This window comes from Segatella hominis (assembly GCF_019249725.2).
Classification (GTDB): Bacteria; Bacteroidota; Bacteroidia; order Bacteroidales; family Bacteroidaceae; genus Prevotella.
Genome location: NZ_CP137560.1, coordinates 235,127 through 247,728, shown reverse-complemented (window position 1 = coordinate 247,728; position 12,602 = coordinate 235,127). Strand labels below are relative to the sequence as shown.

The 12,602-nt window shown below is 46.0% G+C and carries 7 protein-coding genes; 4 read left to right on the top strand and 3 right to left on the bottom strand.

All coding sequences use genetic code 11. The annotated features are described in order from the left end of the window. Positions 1-80 precede the first annotated feature (80 nt). From KUA50_RS16600 to KUA50_RS16585, 4 genes are read left to right on the top strand one after another with little or no spacing between them, the layout of a single operon-like run. A complete protein-coding gene (locus KUA50_RS16600) occupies positions 81-3,383 on the top strand; it encodes a SusC/RagA family TonB-linked outer membrane protein (protein WP_256624209.1) in 3,303 nt (1,100 codons plus the stop codon). 31 nt (positions 3,384-3,414) lie between these two features. Further along, positions 3,415-5,250, top strand: a complete 1,836-nt coding sequence (locus tag KUA50_RS16595; protein ID WP_218456580.1) for a RagB/SusD family nutrient uptake outer membrane protein — start codon at positions 3,415-3,417, stop codon at positions 5,248-5,250. Positions 5,251-5,277: 27 nt separating this feature from the next. After that, a complete protein-coding gene (locus tag KUA50_RS16590) occupies positions 5,278-6,312 on the top strand; it encodes a family 43 glycosylhydrolase (protein WP_218456579.1) in 1,035 nt (344 codons plus the stop codon). A 6-nt stretch (positions 6,313-6,318) separates the two neighbouring features. Continuing rightward, positions 6,319-8,145, top strand: a complete 1,827-nt coding sequence (locus KUA50_RS16585; RefSeq protein ID WP_218456578.1) for a glycoside hydrolase family 2 protein — start codon at positions 6,319-6,321, stop codon at positions 8,143-8,145. A gap of 93 nt (positions 8,146-8,238) precedes the next feature. Here the strand turns inward: KUA50_RS16585 and KUA50_RS16580 are convergent, their stop codons facing one another. The 3 genes from KUA50_RS16580 to KUA50_RS16570 are packed head-to-tail and all read right to left on the bottom strand — an operon-like array spanning position 8,239 to position 12,584. After that, positions 8,239-9,570, bottom strand: coding sequence for an IPT/TIG domain-containing protein (locus KUA50_RS16580; protein WP_218456577.1), 1,332 nt, complete (start codon positions 9,568-9,570; stop codon positions 8,239-8,241). Positions 9,571-9,617: 47 nt separating this feature from the next. Beyond that, on the bottom strand, positions 9,618-10,967 hold the full coding sequence (locus tag KUA50_RS16575; protein ID WP_256624208.1) for a TlpA family protein disulfide reductase: 1,350 nt from the start codon (positions 10,965-10,967) through the stop codon (positions 9,618-9,620). Positions 10,968-11,027: 60 nt separating this feature from the next. Beyond that, the gene (locus tag KUA50_RS16570; RefSeq protein WP_256624207.1) at positions 11,028-12,584 is read right to left on the bottom strand and encodes a PKD-like family lipoprotein; all 1,557 of its coding nucleotides are present in this window, start codon (positions 12,582-12,584) and stop codon (positions 11,028-11,030) included. Positions 12,585-12,602: the final 18 nt, after the last annotated feature.

The window sequence follows — 12,602 nt, the reverse complement described above, 5'->3', positions numbered from 1 at the left end:
GAGGAAGTCCATCATGTATGAATTATCTAACGTTTAAGACCTGCTCAAAAGGCAGTCATAACCTAATACAAAAAGAGAATATGAAAAAGAATTTGTTACTAACAAGCATTGCTCTCATGTCTATTGCATCCGCAATGGCAGAAGGAGCATCGACGCCAAACAAGTATTTTACACATTCTGCAGCCATTCTTCAGCAGAAAGCAACGGCAAGTGGAAAAGTTCTCGACACCAATGGAGAGCCTCTCATCGGCGTAACCATCATGGAAGAGGGAACACAAAATGGAACTGTAACAGGACTAGATGGCAGTTTCTCTCTCAACATGACGAAAAGCAATGCGATGCTTAAATTCTCATATATTGGATTCACGGATGTCAAGTTGCCTGCTGCCAACAACCTAACTGTTACCATGAAAGAAGAGCAGAATGCTCTGAATGAAGTCGTGGTTGTAGGTTATGGCACCCAAAAGAAAGTAAACCTTACAGGATCTGTTGTATCAGTAGATCTTGCCAAAGAAACCAACTCCCGTCCAGTCACCACCGCAGCACAGGCTCTGCAAGGTATGGCTGCCGGTCTCGATATCATCCAAGGCTCAGGAAAACCTGGCGAAGAGAACTTCTCTGTCAACATACGTGGTGTGGGAACCATGAATGATGCCAGCCCATTGGTATTGGTTGATGGTATGGAAATGAGCCTCTCTGAAATAAACCCTATGGATATAGAGAGTATCTCTGTATTGAAAGATGCTGCCTCTTGTGCCATCTATGGTAACAGAGGTGCCAATGGTGTCATCTTGGTTACCACCAAGAGTGGAACAGAAGGTAAGATCAACCTCAGCTATTCTGGTCGTTTATCCATCAACTCACCTTCCAAGCTCATTCGTTTCATGTCCAACTATGCCGACTACATGTCTATCGTCAACGAAGCTTGTGAGAACATTGGCACTGCTGGCAAATATCCAGAATCTGTGATCCAGCAATGGCGTGACGCAGAGGCAAATCCAAACGGATTGGCAGAGTCGGGCTATCCTAACTACGTGGCATACCCAAACACAGATTGGTATGACGAGATCTATCAGACCAAGGTGATGCAGGAGCATTCCATCTCTTTGTCAGGAAAAGACACACGCACTCGCTATAACTTGGGCTTGACTTATCTTGACAACCCTGGTATGATTGTACGCTCAGGCATGAAGAGGTACTCCATCAACTTGAAGTTGATTTCAGACGTTACCAACTGGCTCCAAGTTGGTGCTCAAGTATGGGGTTCTCATTCCGATAAAGATAGAAACAACGTAGATGCATTAAGCAGCTGGGAATTCTTGAAGACCGTACCTGGCATTTATCCTTATTACGATGGCAAATATGGTGGCATCGAGACTTCCATGGAAGATGGAGCCGCTCACAACCCATTATTATTTCTCAATGGCCAAGGCGACAGCTACAAGAAGACGACACATGCCTACTCCACTGCGTATGCACAAATCAAGTTCCTCAAGGACTTTACGTTCAAGACCAACTTTGGATATGATTTCTACAATACACGCCATAAACTGACAGAGGGTAGCAATGAGAGCTTCAGTTTCAGCAGAAACGAAGTGGTTAGCTCTGCCACTTCATTGGAGACTTTGGCTGGATACATGTATTACAACCACTACTACAACTGGAAGTGGACCAACACCCTCAACTGGAACCACACTTTCGCCCAAAAACATGACGTAGGTGCACTCGTCGGTTTTGAGGAAGGCAAGAATAGCAATGGTAATACAGATGTCAAGAAGATGGGTATGATAGACCAAACCATCAGCGACCTGAACACCCTGACTTCAGCAGAATACATCAAAGGTTCTTTCACTGGATATACTTATCGTTCATGGTTTGGACGTCTGAACTATGCCTACGATTCTCGTTACCTCTTTGAGGCCAATGCCCGCTATGATGGTTCATCTCGCTTCTCTCCAGACAACCGCTGGGGTTTCTTCCCTTCAGCATCAGCTGGATGGCGCATCAGTGAGGAAAACTTTGCCAAGAATTCTTTCCTCAGTGCATTTGACAACTTGAAGCTCAGAGTATCATACGGTAAGTTGGGTAACTCTTCAGTTGACAACTATGCATACCAATCTTGGTATGAGACCGGTTACACAATCATGGGTGGCAAAAAGGTTCCACGTTTCTATCTACTGAACTTGCCTAACATGGATGTGACATGGGAAACGACCAAGACCTTCAACTTGGGTTTGGATTTCGCCACACTGAATGGTCGTCTGTCGGGAGTACTTGATTACTATGACAAGCGTACCACAGGTATTCTCTATCGTCCTACCATCGGTCTCGTATTCGGTGACAAGCAAGCGCCGTTGCAAAACCTTGCCAGTGTAAGCAACCAAGGTTTCGAGGCTACACTCCGTTGGGAAGACAAGGTGGGCAAAGTAACTTACGGTGTTGCAGTAAACGGCTCATGGAACAAGAACCGCGTCACCAAGTATAAGGGAAAGCTCGTTCAGGGTTGGGGTGCAAACCCTAACGACCCAGATGCTTATTACTCTAATCTCGGTGAGGTGTCATCAGGAGGTAATCAGCGCTTGTTGGAAGGCCACATGATGAACGAGTTCTATGTATATCCTATCTATTCTGGTAAAGGCAATTATTACGATGCCAGTGGTGCTGTCGATCCTAACGGTGGTCCTAAAGACGGTATGATACGCACAGAGAAAGACTTGAAATGGGTGCAAGACATGATTGCAGCTGGCTATAATTTCGAGCCTCAGCATAATGTTTCCAAGAATGCCATCTGGTATGGTGAGTATATCTATGCTGATACCAACGGAGATAAGGTATATGGTGGCAACTACGACCAGAAGTTCACCGGCAAGTCTATGGTTCCTAAGTTCAACTTTGGTATCCAGATGCACGCAGAATGGAATGGCTTCGACCTCTCCATGAACTGGGGTGGTGCTACAGGTTTCTCTACTTACTGGAGAGAGATTGGTCAAAACTCAACCAACGTCGTATTCGGTTTGTCTGTTCCTCAGTGGATTGCCAGCGATCACTATTTCTACGATCCAGAGAATCCAACCGACCCTCGTACCAACCTCACCTCCAAGAACCCACGTATGTCTTTGGAGAACCCAAGTATGAGTGACGCACTTGACAACACCTTCCATCTCTATAATTGCGATTTCATCAAGTTGCGTAACCTCACCATTGGTTATACACTTCCAAAGAACATCTCGAAGCGTATCTATGCAGAGAACCTTCGCATCTACTTCTCAGGTGAGAACCTCTGGACGATCACAGACTTCCCTGGCCTCGACCCAGAGACTCGTTCTGGAGAAGGTTATGCAACCATGCGCCAGATTTCTTTTGGACTTAACGTAACATTCTAAATTATAAAATATCAGCAATATGAAAACGAATATGAAGAAACATATATTAGGTGGCCTATTGATGGTTGCTGCTGGAACTGCTTTTACAGCTTGCTCATCCGACTTCCTAGACACCCAGCCAACCGACCGTGTAGGTACCGACCTAGTTTGGAGCACATACAACATGGCCAATGCTGTAGTAAACGGAGCATACGAGCGTTTCTATTATGAGAATGGATATGAGACACCAGACTGGCAGAACTTCGATGCCGCAACCGATGTTTGCGACCTTGATGCCAACTGGGGAGGTTATGACTGGTGCCGCGGACGTTGCAACTCCACTTATTGGGGCTTCGCCAACTTATGGAAGAGATTGTATGAGGAAATCTATTGTACGAACAACGTTGTCTGCAACCTCGATAAATGTACTAGCATGTCGAAAGAAGAGCGTGCCAGAGACATCGCAGAATGCAAGTTCTTGAGAGCTTGGGCATATTATCGTGCCAACGTGTTCTGGCGTGGCGTACCTATCTATACAGAGCCTGTAGAATATGGTCAAGACACCAAAGGCCGCAACACAGAGGCTGAAGTGTGGGAGCAAGTCATCAAAGACTGCACCGAAGCCATCGAAGAGCCTAACTTGCCTAACAAGTATTCTACATCCGATTCCAACTATGGCCGTGTAACGAAAGCTTGCGCCTACTATCTGCGTGGCCAAGTATATATGTGGCTGAAGCAATGGGACAAAGCTGTTGCCGACTTCAAGGCTATCACAACCATGGGCTTTGAGTTGTTCCCAGACTATAAGAACATGTTCAAGGCAGCTAACGAGCGAAACGATGAGTACATCTTCCAGTATCAATATTCTGAGGAAGATGGCATGGGGTCCTTGTTGGCACGTACACAGGGCAACCGTGTCACTTATACCGCTGATGGATTTGGCTGCTGGAACAACTTGATTCCTAACCCATACTTCGTTGACTCATACGAGTATGCCAACGGTAAGCCTTTCAAAATGGACGAGGCCATTCCTGGTTACTCTAGCATGACACCTAAGGAACGTTCCGTATATTTCCTCCGCAATGGACTTGACCCTAATGCAAGTGACCCTAAGTTGAAAGCTGCTTATGATCAAATGGTGACATACGGATCAGACATGAGCAAGTATGACAAGAATGGCAATGAGGAGAGAATTCTCAAGATTTACAAGGACAGAGATCCTCGTATGTTGATGAACTTCATCACTCCTTACTCAACTTATAAAGGTGGTGCTACCGCCGACTGCTGGGACTATACCCTCCGTTGGCCTTATATCGGCTCAGACAATGCCGCACCTTACGACTTGCGTACCGATACCAACGACCGTTTCTACTATCTCTGGCGTAAGTACGTACCAGAAGGAAGAGAGATGAAGAATGCCTTGAACAGCGACATCGACACCCCTATTTTCCGTTATGCAGGAGCACTTTTGTCATTGGCAGAAGCTTTGAATGAGACAGGACAGACTCAAGAAGCCATCAAATACGTTAACTGGGTTAGAGAACGTATCCCAGGCCTAGCCTTGTTGAACAGCAACGAATGGACCCAAGTGTCAGGACAAGACGACCTGAGAGAACGCATTCGCAATGAATACGGATGGGAGCTCTGCGGAGAAGGACAGCTCTACTGGAAACAGATTCGTTGGGATACTTGGATGGACCGTAAGATCGGTACCAACCGTACGACTGTCAGCGATCCTGCCCAGTTGAATGGTGCCAATGGTATGACTGAGATTTGGGGAACCAAGCGCTATACCAACGGATATATGGGTGAGCATGCCAAAGTGTTTGCCATCCCACAATCAGAGATAGAGCGTAATCCTAACCTGACCCAGAACCCAGGTTGGTAATTGTAATCAAGGATTCCTGAACAGATAATGAATAAAAACATGATAAGTTGTTTAGGTTTATGTATTGTGTTCGGTCTTACTACCACAAATTGCTCGGTGTCGAATGACATCGAGCAATCACCAACTCCCGAACAGCCAAAAGTTGCTAAATACCATAATCCCATAGTTTCGACTTCGCTCCCAGACCCAACAGTGACGAAGGCGGACGATGGCTATTTCTATTTGTATGCCACGGAGAATATACGCAATCTCCCTATCTATCGCTCCAAAGACTTGGTCAACTGGAACTATGTAGGTACAGCTTTCACTGATAGCTCACGCCCACAATGGAATCCGCAAGGTGGTATTTGGGCCCCAGACATCAATGTCGTGAATGGACGCTACATGCTCTATTACTCCAAATCAGAATGGGGAGGAGAATGGACTTGCGGTATTGGCATCGCCTCCGCCACATCTCCTCAAGGTCCTTTCATCGACCATGGAGCCTTGTTCATCAGTCAAGACATTGGCATACAGAACTGCATAGATCCTTTCTATATAGAGGATCATGGAAAGAAATACTTGTTTTGGGGCTCATTCCATGGCATCTTTGGTGCAGAGTTAACGGAAGATGGACTCGCCCTCAAGCCAGGCGCCAAACCTGTGCAAGTTGCAGGCAACCAGATGGAAGCCACCTATATCCATAAACATGGTGACTACTATTATCTCTTTGGCTCGGCAGGTACTTGCTGCGAGGGAGTCAACAGCACCTATCAAGTCATCTATGGACGTTCCAAGAACCTCTTTGGTCCTTACACAACGAAAGAAGGAAAGAATATGCTTGATGGAGCTTACGATGTACTGCTACATGGCAGCAACTTGGTTGCAGGTCCAGGACACAATGCTGAGTTTATCACCGATGACAAACAACAAGACTGGATGATCTATCATGGATTCTTAAGATCCGACCCAGACGGGGGCCGCCTACTCTTCATGGACAAGGTGGAATGGATCAACGACTGGCCGCAAGTGGCTGGCAACATAACAACCATAGAAAGTAACAAACCCTATTTTAAAAAGTAAAGGCAAATGAAAAAGAACGCATTAACCTGGCTATTTTTAGCTTTGATGAGCTTGACCGCCACGGCCAAAGCTCCCAACTCTCCGTGGAAACCTGCAGGAGACAAGATCAAGACAAAATGGGCTGAGACCTTGGATCCCAACCATGTGTTGCCCGAATATCCCCGCCCTATCATGGAACGCTCCAACTGGGCCAACTTAAATGGACTTTGGGAATACGCCATCCAACCAATCGGACAAAAAGAGCCACAAGCCTTTGAGGGCAAGATTTTAGTCCCTTTTGCCGTGGAATCAAGTCTATCTGGTGTACAAAAGCAAGTTGGCAAAGACAAGGAACTCTGGTATAAGCGCACGTTTACGGTTCCATCATCTTGGAAGGGCAAGACGGTATTGCTGCATTTTGGAGCAGTCGATTGGAAGACTGAGGTCTATCTGAATGACATTAAAATCGGCTCACATACGGGTGGATATACTCCATTCTGTTTCGACATCACACATTATCTCAAGCCGGGAAATCAGAAGCTGGTGGTAAAAGTGTGGGACCCGACAACGGATGGTTACCAACCTGTAGGAAAGCAAAATGCAAATCCTAATGGCATCTGGTACACCCCTGTTACTGGTATCTGGCAAACCGTATGGATGGAGCCTGTCAACAACAAGCATATCACCCATATCGAATCAACTCCAGATATTGACTCTCAAAAGTTGACCGTTCATGTTGCTACAGAAGGAACTACTTGGGGAGACCTTGTTGACATTCAAGTCAAAGACGGAAACACTGTTGTTGCCAATGCCAAAGGTGCTGTAGGTCAGCCGATAGATATCGCCATTGAGAATCCTAAGCTATGGTCGCCAGAATCTCCTTCGTTATATGATGTGGAGGTAAAACTATTCAGTGGCGGTAAATTGCAAGATAAAATAAAGAGTTATGCTGCCATGCGAAAGATCTCAACCCATAGAGATGGTAATGGCATCGTTCGTTTACAGCTGAACAACAAGGATTATTTCCAGTTTGGTCCATTGGATCAAGGATGGTGGCCTGACGGTTTATATACAGCGCCTACGGATGAGGCACTCCGCTATGACATACAAAAAGCCAAAGACTTCGGTTTCAATATGATTCGCAAGCATGTGAAGGTAGAACCAGCACGCTGGTACACCTATTGCGACCAATTAGGAATCTTGGTTTGGCAAGACATGCCTAGTGGAGACAAATCACCTCAATGGCAGAATCACCAGTATTTCAATGGCTCAGAAGTAATACGTTCTGCAGAATCCGAAGCCAACTACAAGAAGGAATGGAAAGAGATCATGGATTGCCTGCGTTCTTATCCTTCTATTGTTACATGGGTTCCATTCAATGAAGCATGGGGACAGTTCAAGACGGTCGAAATAGCAGAATGGACCAAGAAATATGATACTTCTCGCTTGGTGAACCCTGCCAGTGGTGGCAATTTCTATCATACAGGAGACATGCTCGACCTTCACAACTACCCAGGTCCAGAGATGTATCTAGCCGATGGAGAAAGACCTACTGTTCTAGGAGAATATGGTGGCATTGGCTTACCTATCAAAGGGCATCTTTGGCAGGCTGATAAGAACTGGGGATATGTTCAGTTCAAGAATGCAAAGGAAGTTACCGACGAGTACGTGAAGTATGCCGAAAAGCTTAAGAAATTGGCTCACACAGGTTTTTCTGCTGCCGTCTATACCCAGACCACGGATGTGGAAGGAGAGGTAAATGGCTTAATGACATATGATCGTAAAATTATTAAAGTGGAAGAAGATAGAGTAAGAAAAATAAATCAAGAAATCTGTCATCTATTCAACCAATAATGTTTTTCTTTGTGGAATGAGAGGAGGGTGCGCCATAAATTCATGACACACCCTCCTTAAATTTTTTATTTGTTTTCGTATGTAACAACGAAATTACTTCTTCTTGTAAGTAACAACTACCTTGTTGGAGTAGATTGACTGAGCGCCGGAAATAACATTACCAGTGGTCTGCATGGTCAATGTGTTGTTCGCAAAAGAACTCTCGATACCTGCAGTAACTGAGGTTTCTGTGCCACTTTCATCCATCTCTGCTGCAATCAGCTGACTTGGCACATAGGTAGATACCTTCACGTTGCGGTTGAGAAGGAAGCCCAGGAACAAATCCTCACGTGTCTGCATCCAGCCGAAAGCATTCAGCAGATAAAGAGGCTCCACGGTGTTAGGACATGTACGGATGCTCTTATCTGTTGTCAACCCGTTGGCCAGGCTCATGGTATAAGCAGACAGGTTGCCATCTGTATAGGTGTTCAGGAGATTTGCATCATCATTATCTGCTGCACCATTCTTCTTTACACTTACAAGATAACCATTTGCATCGTAGTTCCAGGTATAGGCAACGTCATCACCATACATATCGTAACCTGTGCTGCTGATGATGCGGCCCTGATCATCGAGGGTATAAGTGAATGGCGCTCCAGCGAACAAACTCATGGTTGTGATGGTCTTACCGCTATAATCGAAATTCCACTCTACACCACCATTAGAAGAAATTCCCTTCAAGGAACCATCTTCATTATAGGCGAAGTTTACAACCAGTTTGCCTTCTTCAAGACCCAACATTGGAGCATACATATTGAGCATCGCATTATCTGTAATGGTGATGCTCTCTATCTGGCGCTGCTGGAAGGCATATACCTTACCCAATTCCCATGTTGAATTGCCACGAACCAGGGATACGGCATACTCGCCTTCTGCCAAGTCTGCAGGAACTGTGAACTTTACACCATCAGCTGTAACTGTGGCATCGATGGTCTTGTCACCAACAACAATCTTATCGCCCTGAGCAAAACCGATACCGGCGATAGTTACCTCCTGACCAATGGCCATGTCGGCTGGCAATGAAAGGGTAGAGATTGGATTGTCAGCTGCAAGAAGATTCATGCAGCCCAAGGTGAAGCTGTCATTAGCCACCTTCAAAACTACATTTACCTTACCAGGAGTCATGGTGTAAGGGATGGTGAATGTTGCACCATTAGAAGTCATCTTGGCATTGGCATTTACCTCTGCGCCTTGCTCAGGCTGGAGATAAATAGTCTGACCAGAAGCGAAACCATTTCCCTGAACAGTTACTTCGGAACCAATCTTTGCAGAAGATGGAACCACCTGATTGCTCACTGGGTTGCTTGGACCATCGTCGTCTGACGAACATGCTGAGAATGTGATGATGGCACAAAGCATCAGCATCATTGAAATCAATTTTTTCATAATCGTTGGTTTTAATTAATGAATAAAATATTATTATACTTTTTTTACTACAAACCTGGCTGACTGTTCAGAATCTTCTCTGTATCCTCGCTGGATGGTCTTGTCATGTCAGGATTGACAATTCTTCCATTAGGATCGAGGAGGATGAAGCGAGGAATACCGCTGATGCGATAGTCGCTCTGGAACTTGGTGCCTTTGCCGATGTAAAGTTGGGTGCCACTCAGAGCACCGCTCTTCACGCGATCAGCCCACTTTGCCTTGTCCTGATCTATAGAAAGACCTACGAACGCAATGTTTCTGCCCTTGTACTTTTCCTCCAACTTCTTGAGGAATGGCAACTCCTTCTGGCAAGGACCGCACCAGGTGGCCCACATATCTATATATACATACTTGCCACGGAAATCGCGAAGCGTCATCTCCTTACCGTTCACATCCACGCCCTTAAACATTGGTGATGGACGGCCCACGGCTGCCTTGTCCCATTTGGCACAAGCCTGTTTGAAGATGGCATTGAGGCGAGGTGAGGTAACGTAGGTATAATAGAGGTTCTGAAGATCGGTGATGTTCTCCACACCATTTCCCTCCACGTAGGTGAATGCCAGGAAGTGAATCAGTGATTCGCGAACCTTATCACTCTGGATGTTCTCGCCGATATAACTCATCTCTGCCAATACCTTTGGATAATACTGGCGGATGTCCTTGCCTGCCTCGTCGAAGATATGAGCCGTCTCAATCATAAAGTTGCGGTATTCATCGATGTCGGCAAGATCTTCATCCTCCTTCACATACTGGCGGATGGCATCGTAATACTCCTTGCCCAGTACCATTGTAGTGTCCTGAGTGAGGTATGTATGACTTACAGGATACATCAGCATCATGTTGGCATAGAAATAAGTGATTCTGCCTTCCTCCATCTTCAGGAACTTATCGTCGGCTGCAAACTTGCGTGCCTTCAACAGGCGTTTCATCGAAGCCATCTTCTTATCCACAGCTGCCTTGAACTCGTTCCATGGTTGGGCATAAGCCTCATTAGGAAGAGCCGTCAACTGAATCTTGTTCAGGTAATCAACAGCCTTCTCGTTGCCGCCTTTCACAGCGAAGGTGTTGTCGAAATCATGGGCATCGAAGGATATGTTCATCTCGTCGCCCTTCTGGAGATAGACTACTTTGAACTTCTCGCCATAATATACATTGGCATAGAGTGCATCCATGCCGTCGAGCTGCACTGTGGCTTTGCCGTCGGTGAGCGCAAACTCGTTGACACTCATGTGGTAAACCAATACCACATTGGTCAATACCGGATTCTTGACATCAAACTTCACCGTAATGCCATCAGCGGCATGCATGTTCACTGCTGCAAACAGGAACAGAAGCAATGACAATATCTTATTCTTCATTTTCATTTTGTTTTAAAATTTTCTTTCTGTTGAAAGCATCTTATATATAATAAGGTGTAATTAGTTGGTACGCTCGCGATAGGTAGCATCCACAATCTTGCCGAAGCCTGAATAGCTGGTAGGGATTACCTTGGAGAAGTCGCCCTCTGAACTCATGCCGTTGTAGATGCGGAGTGTGCCGGAACCCTTACTGCTCTCTGTGCCCACGATAAGATCGTAATCATTGGCTGATGCGGAATTCTGATAGAAGTTGAACTTCATCATCGTGATGGTCTCGCCGCTGAAGCTAAACTGGCGCTCTGCCTTCAATGGCTTCTCTGAGAGATTCACACGATAAACTGTGCCGCCCACGGCATAATACATATAGTTCTTCAGCGAACTGAAGGCGAAGCAGGTAGCCTTGGCGATGTCGGTACAGTCGCTCAGGTCGCCATAGTATGCCTTGCCCAGTGCGAATGTGCAGTCGGCATAACAGAGCATATCGCCCAACTGGATGCCATACACTTCATATTTCTTTCCGCTGCGGAGTATGGTATAGGTGACGCCCATCAATGCATTTCCCGGGTCATACTTAGTATTCTCCATATAAACGAAGTCCATACCGGTAGGGTATTCCGAAAAAGCATTTCCCGTTACCATCTCAGAACCCTTATAGCCCGTAGCAATCTCTTCCATCTCTTTCATGGTGTGATAAGAGGCGTCTGAAAGCGACAATCCTGGCAGGAACGGACAGCAGGACATGAAGCACTTGTTTACATTATCATAAAGAAGATAGATGGATGCATAAGAGGCGGCTCCGATGTTGGCTCCCACGGCAGGGGCAAGCACCGGCTGTTTGTTGACAGCAGCAAAGAGTCCCTGGATTCCCATGTTGGAAGCAGAGTAGGCATAACCATCACTTACAATCATTCTCATCATGCCGCTCTGGTCGCATACCATGCTTTGAGGATGCAGATCCTGCTGCTTCGCCACCTCGTACTTGAAGGCATAGTCTTTCTGCCACATGAAACTGTTTTTTGAAAGACGGGTAGCGCCATCGGCTGTAAAGAGATAGAATGGAGAGTCAGTATATCCGCTATTGGGTGCATACTGGATGCGATAAGGATGATTCAGCTCTGGCATTCCGGTAGTCTTGAGGACATCGAAATAGGTCTGACCAGTAATCTTTGAAACGATGTCGAGACGGGTCTTGCCATCCACATCGCAAAGCACCATCCAACCCTCTGATGTAGTGTCGCTCACGGTGAGTTTGTAGCTCTGTCGCCAGAATAGACCGGTGTTCTTCTCTGTGGCGGTGAAATAGAGGATATATTCTCCTGCAGGAAGTGTCATTTCCTGCAAGAGATGTTTTTCGTTGCTGAGTACCGTTACCTCATTATCGCCCGACTTGTTGATTACCTTCCATTCATAGTTGTAGGCATCCAGGTCGGTGATGTTATCGCCCAGATTTGGATCGAGGTCGATGTTGGCATGGGTGAGCACTGAGATGTTCTCTGGCACGCCCGTAATAGTAGGCTCGTTCAGGCTGTGATAGTCGTAGTTGCCCTCGTCTTGCGAGCAACCAGCTAACATGGTAGCCATCATCAGAGCCATTGCCCATATTTTATAATTTCTCATAATTCTTAATGTTTTTCT

What these genes read in the sequence shown, in the direction of transcription:
- KUA50_RS16600 (WP_256624209.1), top strand. Translation starts at nt 81, where the DNA reads ATGAAAAAGAATTTGTTACTAACAAGCATTGCTCTCATGTCTATTGCA.
- KUA50_RS16575 (WP_256624208.1), bottom strand. Translation starts at nt 10,967, where the DNA reads ATGAAGAATAAGATATTGTCATTGCTTCTGTTCCTGTTTGCAGCAGTG.
- KUA50_RS16590 (WP_218456579.1), top strand. Translation starts at nt 5,278, where the DNA reads ATGAATAAAAACATGATAAGTTGTTTAGGTTTATGTATTGTGTTCGGT.
- KUA50_RS16595 (WP_218456580.1), top strand. Translation starts at nt 3,415, where the DNA reads ATGAAGAAACATATATTAGGTGGCCTATTGATGGTTGCTGCTGGAACT.
- KUA50_RS16570 (WP_256624207.1), bottom strand. Translation starts at nt 12,584, where the DNA reads ATGAGAAATTATAAAATATGGGCAATGGCTCTGATGATGGCTACCATG.
- KUA50_RS16585 (WP_218456578.1), top strand. Translation starts at nt 6,319, where the DNA reads ATGAAAAAGAACGCATTAACCTGGCTATTTTTAGCTTTGATGAGCTTG.
- KUA50_RS16580 (WP_218456577.1), bottom strand. Translation starts at nt 9,570, where the DNA reads ATGAAAAAATTGATTTCAATGATGCTGATGCTTTGTGCCATCATCACA.